General features: G+C 64.0%; 16 protein-coding genes and 1 pseudogene. 7 read left to right on the top strand and 10 right to left on the bottom strand.

Annotation, left to right across the window (positions count from 1 at the left end; all coding sequences use genetic code 11):
• Positions 1-42 precede the first annotated feature (42 nt).
• From ACYQ07_RS03035 to ACYQ07_RS03010, 6 genes are all read right to left on the bottom strand, one after another.
• Positions 43-1,137, bottom strand: a complete 1,095-nt coding sequence (locus tag ACYQ07_RS03035) for an ABC transporter ATP-binding protein (RefSeq protein ID WP_459877199.1) — start codon at positions 1,135-1,137, stop codon at positions 43-45.
• Positions 1,134-2,234 carry an ABC transporter ATP-binding protein gene (locus tag ACYQ07_RS03030; protein ID WP_459877196.1) on the bottom strand — a complete coding sequence of 367 codons (1,101 nt, stop codon included), beginning with the start codon at positions 2,232-2,234 and terminating at the stop codon, positions 1,134-1,136. The genes ACYQ07_RS03035 and ACYQ07_RS03030 overlap by 4 nt, the downstream gene beginning before the upstream one ends.
• Positions 2,231-3,460, bottom strand: a complete 1,230-nt coding sequence (locus tag ACYQ07_RS03025) for an ABC transporter permease (RefSeq protein WP_459877193.1) — start codon at positions 3,458-3,460, stop codon at positions 2,231-2,233. The genes ACYQ07_RS03030 and ACYQ07_RS03025 overlap by 4 nt, the downstream gene beginning before the upstream one ends.
• Positions 3,447-4,235, bottom strand: a complete 789-nt coding sequence (locus ACYQ07_RS03020) for an ABC transporter permease (protein ID WP_459877190.1) — start codon at positions 4,233-4,235, stop codon at positions 3,447-3,449. Before ACYQ07_RS03020 ends, ACYQ07_RS03025 begins: the two co-directional genes overlap by 14 nt.
• A 341-nt stretch (positions 4,236-4,576) precedes the next feature.
• A complete protein-coding gene (locus ACYQ07_RS03015; RefSeq protein ID WP_459877187.1) occupies positions 4,577-4,849 on the bottom strand; it encodes a hypothetical protein in 273 nt (90 codons plus the stop codon).
• A 115-nt stretch (positions 4,850-4,964) separates the two neighbouring features.
• The gene (locus tag ACYQ07_RS03010) at positions 4,965-5,705 is read right to left on the bottom strand and encodes a sugar phosphate isomerase/epimerase family protein (protein WP_459877184.1); all 741 of its coding nucleotides are present in this window, start codon (positions 5,703-5,705) and stop codon (positions 4,965-4,967) included.
• Between the two features lie 117 nt (positions 5,706-5,822).
• On the opposite strand from ACYQ07_RS03010, the gene ACYQ07_RS03005 reads away from it, so the two are divergent.
• Both ACYQ07_RS03005 and ACYQ07_RS03000 read left to right on the top strand, forming a co-directional pair.
• Positions 5,823-8,069: a glycoside hydrolase family 3 N-terminal domain-containing protein gene (locus ACYQ07_RS03005; RefSeq protein ID WP_459877181.1), complete on the top strand. Its 2,247-nt coding sequence runs from the start codon at positions 5,823-5,825 to the stop codon at positions 8,067-8,069.
• An 88-nt stretch (positions 8,070-8,157) separates the two neighbouring features.
• Positions 8,158-9,237 (top strand): TrmB family transcriptional regulator, encoded by a 1,080-nt coding sequence (locus ACYQ07_RS03000; RefSeq protein WP_459877179.1) that lies wholly within the window; start codon positions 8,158-8,160, stop codon positions 9,235-9,237.
• Between the two features lie 872 nt (positions 9,238-10,109).
• Here ACYQ07_RS03000 and ACYQ07_RS02995 read toward each other — a convergent pair.
• Entirely contained in the window at positions 10,110-10,673 is a 564-nt protein-coding gene (locus tag ACYQ07_RS02995) for an IS630 family transposase (protein ID WP_459877176.1), read from the bottom strand.
• A gap of 48 nt (positions 10,674-10,721) precedes the next feature.
• On the opposite strand from ACYQ07_RS02995, the pseudogene ACYQ07_RS02990 reads away from it, so the two are divergent.
• Positions 10,722-10,811: pseudogene (locus ACYQ07_RS02990) on the top strand (IS5/IS1182 family transposase); the annotation flags it as partial.
• 35 nt (positions 10,812-10,846) lie between these two features.
• On the opposite strand, the gene ACYQ07_RS02985 reads toward ACYQ07_RS02990, so the two are convergent.
• The 3 genes from ACYQ07_RS02985 to ACYQ07_RS02975 form a co-directional block, all read right to left on the bottom strand.
• Positions 10,847-11,713, bottom strand: coding sequence for a magnetosome magnetite crystal formation protein family (locus ACYQ07_RS02985; RefSeq protein ID WP_459877173.1), 867 nt, complete (start codon positions 11,711-11,713; stop codon positions 10,847-10,849).
• Between the two features lie 9 nt (positions 11,714-11,722).
• Positions 11,723-12,169: a magnetosome magnetite crystal formation protein family gene (locus ACYQ07_RS02980; RefSeq protein ID WP_459877171.1), complete on the bottom strand. Its 447-nt coding sequence runs from the start codon at positions 12,167-12,169 to the stop codon at positions 11,723-11,725.
• A 65-nt stretch (positions 12,170-12,234) separates the two neighbouring features.
• Complete coding sequence (locus ACYQ07_RS02975; protein ID WP_459877168.1) at positions 12,235-12,825, bottom strand: hypothetical protein; 591 nt, start codon at positions 12,823-12,825, stop codon at positions 12,235-12,237.
• 352 nt (positions 12,826-13,177) lie between these two features.
• Between ACYQ07_RS02975 and ACYQ07_RS02970 the strand changes: the two genes are divergently transcribed.
• The 4 genes from ACYQ07_RS02970 to ACYQ07_RS02955 all read left to right on the top strand — a co-directional run bounded on the left by ACYQ07_RS02970 (position 13,178) and on the right by ACYQ07_RS02955 (position 15,849).
• Positions 13,178-13,837 carry a DUF4013 domain-containing protein gene (locus ACYQ07_RS02970; protein WP_459877165.1) on the top strand — a complete coding sequence of 220 codons (660 nt, stop codon included), beginning with the start codon at positions 13,178-13,180 and terminating at the stop codon, positions 13,835-13,837.
• A 143-nt stretch (positions 13,838-13,980) separates the two neighbouring features.
• Positions 13,981-14,517, top strand: a complete 537-nt coding sequence (locus ACYQ07_RS02965; RefSeq protein ID WP_459877162.1) for a hypothetical protein — start codon at positions 13,981-13,983, stop codon at positions 14,515-14,517.
• Positions 14,510-15,352, top strand: a complete 843-nt coding sequence (locus ACYQ07_RS02960) for a hypothetical protein (protein ID WP_459877159.1) — start codon at positions 14,510-14,512, stop codon at positions 15,350-15,352. Before ACYQ07_RS02965 ends, ACYQ07_RS02960 begins: the two co-directional genes overlap by 8 nt.
• Positions 15,349-15,849 (top strand): hypothetical protein, encoded by a 501-nt coding sequence (locus ACYQ07_RS02955; protein WP_459877157.1) that lies wholly within the window; start codon positions 15,349-15,351, stop codon positions 15,847-15,849. Before ACYQ07_RS02960 ends, ACYQ07_RS02955 begins: the two co-directional genes overlap by 4 nt.
• Positions 15,850-15,913 lie beyond the last annotated feature (64 nt).

Here is a 15,913-nt window from a genome sequence, read left to right as displayed (position 1 = left end):
AGAAATTGTGGGGGTGCCGAATTAGCTTTTTCCCCGTCCGGGTCAGTCCGCGGAAGCGGCGTCGCCGCCCGGGCGCTCGTCTTCCTCGTCGACGAGCTCCGGACTGTTCCAGTAGTCGTGGTCGTCGACCTCGCGGAAGCAGGCGACCTCGTGGTCCGGCGACACCGTCACCGTTTCCGGATTCTCCCGTTTGCACGCCTCGCGAGCTTCCGGACATCGGGTGTGGAACCGGCAGCCTGCGGGCGGGTTCTCCGGGTCGGGAATGTCGATCTTCCGAACGGGCGGTGCACCGCTTCCTTCGTCGACGCGAAGGTCGGGCGTGGCCCACTTCAGGACCTTCGTGTAGGGGTGCTTGGGGTTTCGAATGATCTCCTCGGCCGGGCCGACTTCGACGAGCTGTCCGAGGTACATCACCCCGATACGGCCCCCGCTGTGGGACGCGAGATAGCGGGCGTTCGAGAGGTCGTGCGAGACGAAGACGAAGGAGGTGTCGAACTGCCCCTGTAACTCCAACATCAGGTCCATCATCTCAACGCGCAGCGACACGTCGAGCGCGCTGATGGCCTCATCGGCAAGGATCAGGTCCGGGTCCATCAGCAGAGACCTGACCAGCGCTACACGCTGTTTTTCGCCGCCGGAGAGCTGGTGCGGGTACCGTCCCGCGTAGTCGTCCGGCGGCGACATGCCGACGCGCTCCAGCATCCCCAGAACCTCACGCCGGCGGTCGCCCGCCGAGAGCTGCGGCTGCCACTTTTTCAGGGGCGATTCGAGGATCTTCCGAACCCGCCGATTCGGGTTGAGTGCGCTCCCCGGATCCTGATGGATGATCTGCAGCGACCGGCGTATCTCCTCGTGGGGGACTTCCACGTCGCCGACGCCGTCTCTGGCGTCCCAGATGTCCTGGCCACGATACTTGACGCTCCCGCCGGTGGGCCGCTGGAGTCCGATCGCGGTCTTTCCGAGCGTCGTCTTCCCACAGCCCGACTCGCCGACGAGCGCGATGACGTCCTGTTCCTCGATGTCGAGTGAGACCCCATCGACGGCACGCACGACATCGGGCTCGCCGAAATCGAAGATTCCCTGGCTCTGCTCGAAGTGTACCTGCACGTCCTGCAGCGAAACGAGCGGGTCGCTCATCGCGTCACCCCCTCGCCGGCGGCCTCGTCGTCGGTTTCTTCGTCGCCGCGTCCACCCGCGAACGGCACGGCCGCCATGGCCTCCTCCACGTGGTGACAGGCGACGCCGTGTTCGTCGCCGACGGCCCGATACTCCGGATCCACGTCGACACACGTCCCGTCGGCAACCGGACATCGGGGATGGTACGAGCACCCAGTCGGCACGTCGACGGGGTCGGGGGCGGCCCCCTCGATCGCCTGCATCTCCGAGAGGTCGGCCTCGATGTTCGGCGTCGCGTTGAGCAGTGCCCGGGTGTACGGGTGGCCCGCCTCCTGAAGGATGTCGGCAGTCCGGCCGACTTCCACCAGCTCGAACGCGTACATCACCGCGAGCCGGTCGGCGAGCTCGGCGACCAGCGGCAGGTCGTGGGTGATGAACACCATCGTGAGATCGTACTTGTCGCGGAGCTTCTCGAGCAAGTCGAGGATCGACCGCTGCATGAGCAGATCGAGCGCGGCGGTCGGCTCGTCCATCACCAGCACGTCGGGCTCCAGCACGAGCGACAACGCGATCAGCGCCCGCTGCTGCATTCCGCCCGAGAGCTCGTGCGGGTACGACCCCAACACACGATCCGGATCGAGATAGAGGTCGGAGAGGAGCTCGCGGGCGCGGTCCATACCGGTCCGAACGTCGGCGTCGTGCGCCTCCAAGGTCTCGACGAAGTGCTCGCGAACGCCCATCGTCGGGTTGAACGAGCTCATCGCACCCTGGAACACCATCGAGATGTCCTCCCATCGGAGCCGCTTCAACTCTCGTTTGTCGAGTTCCAACACGTCGACTGAGTCTCGGTCCGCGGGATTGTACGTGATCGAGCCGGAGAGCACGCCAGGGTCGACGACGGCGTCCAGCATCGCGGACGCAAGCATCGACTTGCCGGAGCCCGACTCACCCACGATGCCGAGGATCTCGCCGCGCTCGACGTCGAGATTCACGTTGTCGAGCACGCGGGAGACCCCGCGCTCCATCTCGAACACCACCTCGGCGTCCCGCATCTCGATGATGGGGTCGTCCGTCCGGTACAACTCGGCGTCCGCTGTCGTTGGCGTCTGGAAACTCATTGAACCACCGGCTTTGCAGCCTCTTCGTCGTCATCGTCACGCGTCTTCCCCTCGTGTCGGGTTCGAACGCGCGGGTTGAACAGCCGATCGGTACCTTGCGCGAACAACATGAGCCCGAACGAGAGTACCACGATCGGGATCATGGGAACGAGCAGCATGTACGTTGCGTTGGGATTGAGCAGCGCGCTCGCGTTCTCGTACGCGAGGTTCATCATCACGCCCCAGTTCTCGACGCCCCGGAACGAGAGGAATCCGAGGAAGTACAGCGCGACGCTGTCGTAGATGACGCGCCGCGAGGCGTACACGAAGTTCACCAGCACGTACGGCATCAGGTTCGGCAGGATATCCTTCTGAATGATCGACGGCGTGCCGATCCCCATCGTCCGCGAGGCCTCCACGTAGGAGTTCTCACGGAGGGAGAGCACCTGTGAGTGGATCGTCCGGGCGATGCCGGCCCAGACGTTGATCGTGATGATCACGCCGATCAGTATCGGCGACTCCGGCTCGATGAGCACGACGAGCACGATCACCAGCGGAAGACCGGGGATCGTCATCGCCACGTCGCTGAGCGTCATCAGGATCGTCTCCGCCCGACCACCCTTGTAGCCGGCGACGGTACCGACGATGGTCGCGACGACGATCGTGAACACCGCGCCGGCGAGGATCATCTGAATCATCGTCGGCGTGGCGTGGACGACGCCTGAGATCATGTCACGCCCATTCATGTCCGTTCCGAGCGGATGACTCGGGTCCTCGAACGGCTGGGTTCGCGGCGTTCCCTGGTTGGCTATCGGCTGTTCGACCAACACGACCCGCTCAAGGAGCCACCACGACGAGGCGGAGAGCCACGCGACGAGCCCCATAAACAGGAACGCGAGGATGATCGTGATGCCGATCTTCGTCCGCCAGTCGGCCCACGCCACCCGGAACGGCTCGGCGACTGACTCGCCGAACCACTCGCGAAGGCGCTGTTCACGCGTCACCGCCGTCACCTCCGCCGAGGCGAACATGGTCTCGCCATCGTCCGCCGGCGAAGCGCCACCGTCGGTTCGCACTGAGTCGTCAGTCGAGGCGGCGGCAGTCTCGTACTCGGTGGCGTCACTCGCCAACGCGTCCGTCACCGAGCGGTACTCGCGCTCGCCGGTCGATGCGTCGCTGCCGGCCGGCGAGTCTCCCGACCCGTCGACGCCGGCGTCCGTCGCGTCGTCGTTTTCAGTAGGCTTCACCCTCGTCACCCGATTTGATCCGCGGATCCAGTTTGCCGTACGTTGCGTCACCCACCCACAGCGCGATCACGACGCCGAACGTGATCACGAGGAACGTTCCCATCATCAGCGGCATGTCGCGGTAGATGATCCCCTCGTTCATCTCGAAGCCGATCCCCCGGTACTGAAAGAGGATCTCCAGGATGATCGAGCCACCGAACATGAACCCGATGGAGATGAGCAGACTGGTGTACAGCGGGAGCACCGCGTTACGCCCGACGTACCGGAGTGCGATTCGTCGATCAGGGAGCCCACGCAGCTGGGCCACGCGCACGTAGTCCTCGCCGAGCACCTGGATGCTGTTCCCCCGCATCGTCAGCGCCAGCAGGCCATATCCGGTGACGATAAAGGAGAGTGCCGGGAGCGCGGCGAGCGTCGCGACGACCGCCGCACGTACCGCAGGGTCGGGGTCGTCCAGCGCGATCAACAGGTTCTCAACCCGATCGATGAGACGTTCCGGATACCGCCGTGCGATCGCGACGAGTGCGTTGCCCACGACGACCCGCACGTCAGCGGATCGGGTCCGGTCGGCACCGGCTTCAGTGCCACGACTCCGCATCGTGCTCGCATGTCGTTGGCGGTCACGAACGTCTCCCTCGTTCGGGTCGGCCATCGCGTCGTCCAGCCTGGGACCATCGACGAGCACGCCGATCAACTCGGGAACGTGGTCGAGAAACGCCGACGGGTCGTCGGCCGCAAGCGGCGCGACAGCTCCCGCAGCGCGGAACCGGAACACGGGGGGGGTCCTCGTCGAGCGCGCCGACGAGCGTTGGGATCGCCTGACGGACAGCGGCCGGCCGCTCGCGAGCGAGCGCCGCGGCCGTCAGTGCTGCTTCACTCCGGACGGCGAGCACGTCGTCCTCCAGCAGTTCCCACAGGTCCTCGGCGTGAGACACGACCCGATCGGGATCCTCCCGCGTGACGACCGTTGCGACCCGGGCCGCCGCGATCCGGCAGATCCCCGGTTCAGCATCGACGAGCTCCGGGATTGCGTCGGGAGCGACTGCCGCGGGGGTCTCGTCCGCAGCTGCGAGAAGCTCCTTTGCTCGTTCGCGTCGATCAGCCGTTGCGGCCGCGTCAGTCACGGGCCCCCTCCACCCCGTCGCCGGAGCCGCTTCTCGATGCCCCGCGTCCGGGGCGGAGTCGGTAGATGCAGTAGCTCACTGGAACGATCGTTCCGGCGAGCAGTGCAACGGTGACGACGGAGACGACGTACGCCTCGGTCCCCTGTTCGCCGAGTGCCATCGCGAGAAGCGCGAGCACGAGGAGGCTCGTTGCGAACATCCTGAGTAGCCGGAGCTGGCCACGGTACGGCCGGAGCACGTCCCAGAACCGCTCGCGGGGGGTCATCGGCACGTTCCCACCCTCGGGTCAGGTGTTGCTTGTACAGTGATTCGGGCCATACTCGTTGTTCGGTCGTGTCGGCATATTAAGTCTTGTTCCGAACGAACCTCGGCTGCCCCGTTCACTCCAGCAGACTCCGCAACGTTTCGACGCCGTGTGCGAGCGACGCCTCGGCGTCGGCGGGCTCGTCGTGTTCGTAGACGTACCAGTCGGCGTCGGCGCGGGCGACGGCCGCGGCCGCGCTCTCGAGATCGAGGCTACCCGCGCCGAGCTCTGTTGGCTCGCCCGTCTCCACGTCGGCGTCGGCGAAGTGGACATGGCTGATCCGGTCGGCGTAGCGGTCGACGAGCGCGGCGGGGTCGACGCCGCCGACGTTCGCCCAGCCCAGATCGACCTCGAATCCCACACGGCCGTCGGTCGCAGCGAGCAGTTCGTCCATCGCGGTGCGGTCGTCGAAGGGAACGAACTCCTGGTCGTGGTTGTGATAGTCGAACGCGAACCCGTCGTCCGCAAGGTCGGACGCGACCGCGTCGAGCCGCTCCGCGGCATCCGCGACAGCCGCCGGCGTGTCGAAGTGTTCGGGGTCGAGCCACGGGACGATCAGCGTGTCGACGCCGAGCTCGTCGTACAGGGAAACGGTCGCTTCGTAGTCGTCCTCCAGCGCGTCGAGTCCAACGTGGGCGGCCGCCGGCTCGAGATCGTTCCGGTCGAGCGCGGCGGTCACCTCGTCGGTGGGGGCATCAGCCACCCGATGGGCGAACTCCACGCCGTCGTAGCCGGCGTCGCCGACACGGTCGAGCAGGGTAGCGAGCGGCTCGTCGATGGCACGGAGCGTGTACAGCTGGATGGCGATATCGGCCATACGCTGTGGCCTCCCGGCGGGGAGTTAAATCCACTTATCACAGCAGCACCTCTGAAAGATTCGTGGTACGGCCTCACACGATAACACTTATGTGCGGGTAGCAAGACCTGAAACCCGATGGACGCCCGAAGCGAGAGCCCGACGTACCGACAGGCGTCGGCATCGACCCTGGAACGCGTCGCCGACCTCCTTGACCGCATGACCCTCGCCGAGAAGGCGGGACAGGTAACCGGCACCTGGGGAGGCCACTTCAGACAGCACCTCGACGTCGACGACCTCACGGCTGCAGTCGTCAAGGACGGTATCGGCGCCGTCGCCCCCTTCGGCTGGGGCGGAGCGCTCACCGATGATCCCGCGGAGGCCGCCCGGATCGCGAACCGGCTGCAGGAGGCTGCCGTCGAGGAGAGCCGGCTGGGGATTCCGCTCCTGTTGAACGTCGATGCGGTCCACGGCCACGCCTACGTCGCCGGCGCGACCGCGTTTCCGAACGGGCTCGGCGCCGCCGCGACGTGGGACCCCGATCTCGTCGAGACCGCGGCGGCAGTCACCGCTCGTGAGGTGCGAGCAACCGGCGCCCACCAGAACTACGGGCCGACCGTCGACGTCGGGCGTGAACCGCGCTGGGGGCGGATCTTCGAGACGTTCGGCGAGAGCCCCCACCTCGTCGGCGAGTTCGCCGCCGCGAAGGTGCGGGGGTATCGCGGTGACGGCGTCGGCGACCCGGAGGGCGTGCTCGCGACCCCGAAGCACTTCCCGGCGTACGGCGAACCCGAGCGGGGTGAGGACGCCGCGCCGGTCGACGTCTCCGAGTACAAGCTCCGGAACACGTTCCTCCCCCCGTTTGAGCGGGCACTCGCGGCTGGCGCCGATTCCGTGATGCCGTCGTACAACTCGATCGACGGCGTTCCCTCGCACGGCTCCCCGGCGGCGCTGACCGACCTCCTCCGGGACGAACTCGGCTTCGAGGGACACGTCGTCTCCGACTGGGACGGGATTCGCCATCTTCACGAGGACCACCGAACGGCGGCCGACCACGCCGACGGCGTCCGGCAGGCCCGCGAGGCAGGGGTCGACATCGCCTCCGTCGGCCACGTGCCTCACGCCGAGCGCGTGATCGAGCTCGTCGAGAGCGGGCAGCTCGACGAGGCCGTCCTCGACGAGAGCGTCCGGCGCATCCTGCGCGTCAAGTTCAACCTCGGACTCTTCGAGGACCCGTACGTCGATGCCGACGCGGTGACGGAGACGGTTGGCGCCGACGCCCACCGCGAGACCGCCCGCGAGACCGCCGAGTCGTCGATGACGCTCCTGAAGAACGCGGACGACCTGCTTCCCCTCTCGGGCGACGAGAACGTGTTCGTCGGCGGTCCGAACGCCGACGACCTGGTCCACCAGCTCGGCGGCTGGTCGGTCGACGCCGACGACGGAAACCTGCCGGGGACGACGATTCGTGAGGCCGTCACGCAAGCGACCGAGGGAGAAACAGCCCACGTACAGGGGACGACGCTGAACGAGACGCTGGACGTGGACGCCGCCGTCGACGCCGCCGCGGAGGCCGACGTGGCGGTGCTCGCGCTCGGCGAGGGCTGGTACCTCCACGAGTTCGGTCCACGAGAGCAGGCCGGCACCGAGACGGGCGCGTGGCCGACACGGAACGAGCTCGGGCTCTCGGACGCCCAGTCGGAGCTCGTCCGGCGCGTCCACGCGACCGGTACACCCGTCGTCGGCGTGCTCGTGACGGGCCGGCCGCTCGCGGTCGAGTGGATGGCCGAACACGTCCCCGCCATCCTGCTGGCGTACTTCCCCGGCACCGAGGGTGGCTCGGCGGTCGCCGCCACGCTGTTCGGCGAGAACGATCCGAGCGGTCGGCTTCCCGTCTCCGTGCCGCGCTCGACTTCGGATCTCCCGCAGCACCACGACGCGCTCCGACACCCGACACCGATCGGCGAGAACGAGCACCCCGACTCCTACGACCCGCTGTTCCCGTTCGGTCACGGGCTGAGCTACACCGAATTCGCGCTGGACAACGTCGCCGTCGTGGACGGTCCAGCCACGGCACCGGACGACGAACAACCGGCGGCGACCGTCGAGGCCACGGTGTCGAACGTCGGCGACCGCCCCGGAATCGAGACGGTCCAAGTGTACGCCACCCAGCGCCGCTCCAGCCGGGTTCGGCCGGAGCGTGAGCTCGTCGCGTTCGAACGCGTCGAACTGGAACCGGGCGAGACGCGGACGGTCGAGGTCGACGTGTCGCCGGCGGCGCTCGGCTACTACGTTCCCGGTCGCGGCCACGTGCTCGAAGGCGGGACGTACGACTTCGCTGTCGGTGACGAGACGGCCACTGTCGACGTATCGGGCGACGACTGAGCGACGCTCGCCACGTTTCGGGTCGATCGTATCGAGGGAACACCGGGGGACACGAACTGCTTTTGCGTCCGGACCCCCTCGTACGGCCATGGACAAAGACACGCTGCGGCGGGCGCTGGAGGACGGCGGGCTCACGTCCTACCAGACGGACGCCTACCTCGCCCTCCTGAGCCGGGGGATGGCGTCGGCGACGGAAGTGGCGCAGGCGGCCTCCGTCCCCTCCTCGCAGATCTACGATGTCCTGCGGTCGTTAGAGAAGCAGGGCTACGTCGAGACGCTCGAACAGGACACCCTCCACGCCCGCCCCACCGACCCCGCCGAGGTGCTGGAGGAGATCCGCGAGCGCGGCGAGCGCCTCGTCGAGGCGGCCGACGAGATCGAAAAGCGGTGGCAGCGTCCCTCGCTCTCGGAACACCACATGACGGTGTTCAAGCGTGCCGAGACGGTTCTCGACCGGTCGCGGGAACAGGTACGCGAGGCGGATACCGCCATCGAGATCGCCTGCCGGCCGGACCAGTTCGAGGCTCTCGCCGACGAGCTCGCCGACGCGCGGAACCGCGGCGTCGTCGTCAAACTCTCGCTCTACTGCGACGGCGACCCCCGCGACGTGGTCGACGCCGACCTCCGAGAGCACGCCACGGAGGTACGTGCCTGCTACATCCCCGGGCCGTTCCTCTCGATCGTCGACCGGACCCGAACGTGTTACGCGCCGAACGAGCGGGCGAGCGAGCCGTTCGGGCTCGTGTTCAACGACTACATCCTCTCGTTCGTCTTCCACTGGTACTTCCAGAGCTGTCACTGGCTGGCCTGGGAGACGGTGGTTGGCCGGCACGACCTTCCGATGTCGTACGTCAACATTCAGGGGTTCATCCACGACGCAGCGCCGCTGTTCCTCAGCGGCGCGACGTTCGAGGTGACCGTCGAGGGACGCCACCTCGACACGGACGAGTACTTCCGGAAGTCGGGGACGGTCGTCGACATGACCTACCAGGGCCGATACCGGCTCGAGGAGCCCTCGCTTGAGGATCTCGCCGGCGAGACAGCCATCCTGTTCGAGGCCGACGGCGACCGCTTCATGGCCGGCGGCTGGGGTGCGGTGTACGAGGACATCGAAGCACGTCTGATCCACGTTGAGGGTATCACCTTCCCGCTCGACACGGGAGGTTGACGACCGCAGGCTCGTAATTTCGGCCCCCTCCCCTGCATGCTTTTGCCGTTCCGTACCTGCACAGTCCGGCGATCTACGAGTATCAGCTGGCCGCCCCCATAACGCCGTCGTCGGTGGTATCTCGAGATCGAACGAATGGCATTCCAACTATTATCGATCGATCATTAGATAATTGAGAGTTCAATTCTTATATCCGATAGTAATTAATCGTAATAGACGTACTAAGATAGGGTATACGAGACAAGAAATATACATATAGTGGCAGAACAAACAGTTTAGTAGTATTTTCATGTTGAATATCTAATATAGAGTAATGGATATTAAACGTGTGTCTAGGGCTTCTATGAGTGGTTTATATATAATTGAAATATTATAATAAATAGATTACATTTATATCTAGGATTACATACCTAGGATTGTAATACAACTCACTCAATAGCAATCAGCCGTGCAAACGTGAGAGAGTCCACACCGTGGTGGTGGTTGATGATTATTGTCACATCTTTTGAATGGATAAGAGCTGGTCAGTCCATGACTCCGCAACGCTTAGTTGGTGAGCAAACTCATGGAAGACGGTACAATCTGCCTTCGGCACGTCTCGAGACCAGACGCATCAAGCGGTGAGAGATCCCGTTTCACCCATTTCCAAATCTGTTCGATCGGGTTGCAATCCGGCGAAAGTCGCGGCAGTACCACTCGGAGTAAACAACCTCGAGCGCGGTGATCCGAGGCACTTCACATGCGACAACAGGTCTTCCGTTGAGCGCGTGAAATCCGAAAACAACATCGGCAGAATTCTCTGTTGGCATCTCTTCTCTCAGTGTTGGTTGCCCGAAACTCCACAGTCGCCGGCTGTTGTCTGTTGAACGCGGCTAGGCTTCATCGAGAAACCCGACGACGACGCCACCATCAGTCACTGCGTCGTCGTCAAGATCAGCGAGAGCCGCCTCGAGACGTTCTTCGAGTTGCGCTTTTGCATCGTCGGGACGATCTGGCGATTCTGGTTGTGGGGTCACATGATTTAATCCAAGCTTATTGATAAGTCGGGATATGTGTCGCTGAGAGTATGATACGTCAAATCCATCTTCGATGAGCTCCTGAACTTGGCCGATAGTGAGCAGTGGGTGCTTTTTAAGCACCTGTTGAAGCCTCTCGCGTTGGTGGTCGTTAAGTTTTGGTGGCCGTCCACCACCGAATTCAGGTCGAAGACCATCGACAGCACCGTCATTCCACCGATCAAGCCAGCGACTTGCGGTCGGCGTTGAGACGCCGACACGCGCCGCCGCGTCTGTGAGTGTATCACCGAAATAAATGTTTTTAATCAAACATAATCGCCGGACGAGGCGCGGTTCTTCGTCTGTTTGAGCTTGATCGATCGCCTCATCAAGTTCATCTTGACTCAGATGCTCGAGGAGATCTTTCGACGGTCCAGGCATATCTCGCACTTCTGCTCAAACATTACAAATCTTTCGTCTACCACGAACGCCGAGCGAGCGCGGTCGTGGTTCCGTGAGTTCCGCGAGATCGCCCTGATGTGTATGGTCTACAACACCAATCGCTTCGGCAAACAGTGAATCCCTACGCCTTCCAGCGATTCAACACTGCCCTCTCATCGGAAGTCGCTTTTTGCTGTCGTCGTCCACCACCGAACCGCGTACACGATGGACGATACCCAGAACGCGGCGAGGAACACGTATACCGCATCGCCGCCGGGGTTGATCGAATCGGTGACTGAACTCGACAGTGCGTACCCGACGACGGCGACGGCGACGGGGATGCCAAGATAGGCAATGACGTGCGGCTGCCAGTCGGCGTTCGGCGGCCGATCCCGCTCGCCGTGGAGGTACATCGCGACCGTCGTTACCGGGGCGAGGAACAGTATCAGTCCGAACAGTCCCAACCACGTGAGCAAGAAGCCGGTGCCATCCCGTGGCCCTGAAAAGACGGCCCCAAAGACGACCGGAACCAGGAGGACGTACGCGAGGATGACGAGTGGCCATCCTCCGGGGAGGCTGATGCGGGAGCCGTATCGGTCGACGAGCGCCGGAGACAACGGATAGCGCCATGCAGTCCCGAAGGTCGCCTTCCCTATCGCGATGAACGCGACGACGATCGTCCAGAGCACCACGCCCGTCGAAAGCGTGAGCAGTGCGGAGATAACGAGAAAGCCACCGGAGGCAATGGGTGACGGAAGAATGACTGCGTCAGTGGTTCCTTGTCCCGTCAGCTCGGCGTAGATGAACAGTAAGCCGAACGTGACGACCACATATGTCAACACCGTAAGGTGCCAATCGAGGGCGTTGCGAGCATTGCGTTTCGTGAACTCGTTACTCGAGACGAGGTACACTAATCCGGCACCAATAACCCCGGTTGGAATCGCCAGAAAGTGGACGAGGATACCGCCGATCGACCGCTCCTCGAGGAGTCTCGGTCCCTCGCTCGTCGAGCTCGTCTCGTCCGTGTGATCGGAGGGCATGAGGGTTTGTTAGCCGAGTCGCTTGACGACATCGACCGAACCGGGGTATGTGAAGACCGACCCAAAGATCGCCTTTACGGTCGCGACGATGGTGTAAACGAACGTGAGGAGGATGGCGGTTATTACGACGATCATCAGGATCATTCCAACGATCCCGAACACTGTATCGAGCGGTTCGGGGAGCAAGGATAGCTCGGTTGGCTCACCACCCCCCACGGTGTACTCGTCCGCACCGAGGAAGAACGTCACCATGGCGACGATCGTGAGTACGAAAACGGTGACGTGCCAATTCAGCGCGTGTCGGGCGTTCGCTCGTGTGAACTCGTGATCCGAAACGGCGTACACGAGTAGCGGGCCGAAAAAGCCGGTGAGTAGTCCAAGGAAATGGACGAGGATACCGCCGAGAGAGCGTTCGTCGAGCAGTTCTGGACCGGACGCGGTGGATGTGGCTGTCATAGCGGTGTGAGTACCTGTGATATACGGTGGTTCGTGAGCCGACATGCGGGTTTCGTGTGCCTCATCTATGGTGACGGGAGGAGGTTCAACGGGCCGTACTTGTCGCGAACCCATCGAACGAGTCGCTCGACGACGAGCAACGCCAGACTCACGAGCAGGAGGTCGAACGCGGTGTCCCAGAGGACGATGTCGCTCTGTGTCGCAGTGATGTCGCTCCCAATGATCGCGAGGACGCCGCCGAGCGCGAACAGTACTAGGCTCAGTTGGAACCCAGCGAGTACGAGAGTGCGGATCCCTGCCGTGTCCGAGAGGGTGAGGAATCCGCGGGTGGAGAGCCGATCCAGCGGGGTGTCGGTCTGCAGCGCGCGTTTCCCCTCGGGCGAGAGGGGCCACTCAGACTCCTGGTAGTTGACGTAGTACAGCGTGATCGAGTCGGGATACGTCTCCGTCGCGACGACATCGATCTCCTGTAGCTCCCGAAGCCGATTGCGAACGGTCGCCCTACTCACGTCGGGCTTGATACGCGCATGCAGTTGGCGGATCGAAAAGAACGGCCGGTCGGACTCGAGCATCGTCTCGACGACGTGCTCCTGCGTGAGCGCGTTGTCGAGGTTCCGATCGATCCGTTCGTCGATCCAGGGCGGAATCACGGACACGGTATCATCCCATACTTGGTGTGGATGATTAAAATGGGGCGCCGATTTGGACTCCGTGAACCGGTATTTGGCGGCCGTGAAACGGATCTTACTCGTGTTCAAAAACTGAGAAACCGCTGTACTAAACCGTCTTGAATGGATTTTTTAACAAAATCCGATCTGCATCGGTTCGTGCCCGTCGATATGGGTGTACTGAGCTCAAAACGGGACTGAGGCGCTGCAGTGCTGACTAGCGAGAGCGACCGTCTCGCTGCTTGCTTAATTGAATTGACTCACCTTCCGGTCGTCCGGATAGCGGATCTGCTGGAGGTGAATGCAATCCTTTTTATTTTACCAAATACGTGCCGTTACTATGATCGTAGATGCGTTCAAGTACCCTCTCACGGACGACGGCTATGCAAGAACACTGCTAATCGGGTCGATTCTGACGGTCGGGTCGATACTGATTCTCCCTGTGTTTGTTCTGTTGGGCTTTTTCACCAAAACGATAGGGAACGCAATCGACGGCAACGCACCGCCGCAGTTTGAGGAGTACGGGAGTTTGTTCGTCGACGGGGTGAAGCTGTCGGCCGTCCTTTTCGTCTACCTGCTTGTATTTGTGATGATGATGGGTCTATTCTCACTGATGGCATCGATTAGTGAGACGGCAGGTACCATTGGATTCCTGCTACTCGTCCTCTTCTACTTCGGCCTCATGTACGTCGCAACGTCAATCCTGTTTCACTTCAGTCGGCGGCGGCGGATGGCCGACGCGTTTGACCTGCGTGCGGTCCTCAGTACCGCGTTCAGTCTTCGCTATCTTCTCGTGGTCCTGCTCTGGCTGTTCGTGATTCCGACGCTCTTCGCGATCGGTCAGGTGCTGCTTGCCGTGACGATCGTCGGCATTCTCCTCATCCCGGCGACATTGGTATACGAACTCATCATCTATGCGAAGTTGATCGGTGACCTTGAGGGACCTGCGAGGACGAGCGGCGACGGCGCTGAGACCGGTACCAGGTCGTTCAGTGGGTGACGCGGTGGGGAGATTCGAGATCCGATCGGTCCTCCCATGACTCGAATACCGTCTCGATCCCGACGTCACTCGTTGCGCTTTGGAAGTTGGATTCGGGGTGAGACGGCGGAAGTTCTTTCAGGCAGGCCGTCGATCCGACCGGTATGAGGTCCCTCCACACACGGTCCCTCCAGCGAGCGTGCAAGCGGTATGGTCCCGGACGACTTCCCGGTGCAGCACGACCGGACCTCGGTGCCGGATACGCGGCGGCGAGCGCGGCACTCGCCGCTTCGGTTCTGTTCGCGGCCGCCGTGCTCGTCGCGGATGCCACGGGCGTCGTGGGGACGTTAGACGGCCCCGTATTAGCCGCTTTTGCCGGGATGGCCGTTCCGATCGTGGCTCCGACCGCGTTCGTGGTCGGCGTCGCGGTTTGGCGAGCACTTCCGTCCACCATCCCAGCATTCGGTCCCGTTGCCGGCCTGCTCGGGGTGCTCGGAACGTACGTCGGCACGCTCCTTGTTGTGACGAGTCTGCTGTCTGCGTCGTCCATCCTTGGTCTCTCCGGTGCGGAGCCCGTCAGCGCCGCAGGGTTCTCGTTCGCCATCGTTGCACTCGCGTTCATGCTCACCTGGTGGGTGACGCTCCCCGTCGGTGCCGTGAGCGGGACCGTGTACGCCGGCGTCGTCGCAACACGTGAGTGAGGGGTCCGAGATGGGGACCCTCTCCGTTCGCGCGCGGCTCGTTGCGGTGGTCGCCGGCCTCGCTCACCTCCTGGTCGTCGAGGCGCTGTTCCGCTGGCTCGGTCACGTGCCGGAAACGCTGTGGCCGCTCGCCTCGGTCGGGAATGCGGTCGTCGTCTTCGCGTTCGGCTTTCTCGTCGGGCTGGTGACGGTCGGAACGCGATTGTGGTCGCCGACGGTCGGACTCGTCACGTTGCTCGCGTGGGCGGCGTATCGGGACGTGACGGCGCCGGCACCGGAGTGGTCGGAGCTCGGCGGCCACCTCGTCGTCGACGGCGCCGTCTACCTGACGAGCTACGTGAGCACGTGGTACGTGTGGGTCGCGACGTTCGTGGTCCTCGGGACGATCGAGTACGGGCTGCGTCGACAGTACGAGCTCGCCGATGACCGGCTGCGGAATCTGCCGCCGTTGCCGACGCGCCGCCGAACCACGCTCCTTGCTGCCGGTGTAATCGGGGGCCTCTTCGGCGTCGCCGTCGTGGCGTGGATGGCCGGCGTCGGCGTCAGCCCCGCAAGCGTTCTCCCGCTCCTCGTCGTGACGACCGCGCTCGCCGGCGCGGTCCCGGTCGGTGCCGCGGTCGCTCGCGGGGTGGTCACCCCGACCGTCTGCTTCCTCCTGCTCGTCGTCCCGCCACTCCTGCGGCAGACCTTCGTCGGGGGTGAGGGAGGACCGGTGTTCCTGCTCATGCTCGGCCCGCTTGCCGTCGGGTTCGCAGTCGTCGGCTACGTGGAGCACGTCCTCCGGTCCCGCTTCCGAAACCTGCCCGGCGGTGAGGCGAGCGGGGCCGACCAATGACGCGCGAACTGCTTGCCCCGCGAGTCCGGCGACGAACCATCGAGCCGGTGCTCGCCATCCTCACCGTGGGCCTCGCCGCCAGCTGGATCCTGGAGCCCGCGGTCGTGTTCGACGCCGGAGCGACGCCGGCGGTCGCCCGATACGTGGTCGTCCCTGCGACCCTCCTCGCCCCCGGTCTCCTCGCGGTCTCCGTGCTCGGTCGAGCGGTGCGACACGGGCTGCGGCTCGCCTCGTCGTCGCTCGGCTCTCGAAGCCGCATCCGGGACGGGGACACGGCGCTCGTGCGGATTGGGGGGTCGGTCCTGTACGGCGGGCTCGCAGCGTCCACCCTGTGGTGGGTGGTCGGGAGCGTATACGTGTCCGTCGCCGACGTGGGAGGCGTGATGCTTGCGCCGGTAGTTGCCGTCGTCGTCGGGAGTGTGCTGAGTGTGCTTCTCGTCGTTCGCGAGGGCGTGCGGCGGGTGTGGGGGCGTCTCGGGATGGTCGAGACTGGTTGATCGGCGTGTCGCCACGCCGTCACGCCCGAGGCGCGTCACCGGGTCCCGAGCCGCGGATCGCCGA

It is taken from the genome of Halorubrum gandharaense, assembly GCF_054654575.1.
Note: the sequence above shows the minus strand (reverse complement) of the source record. Positions and strands in the feature narration are given on the sequence as shown.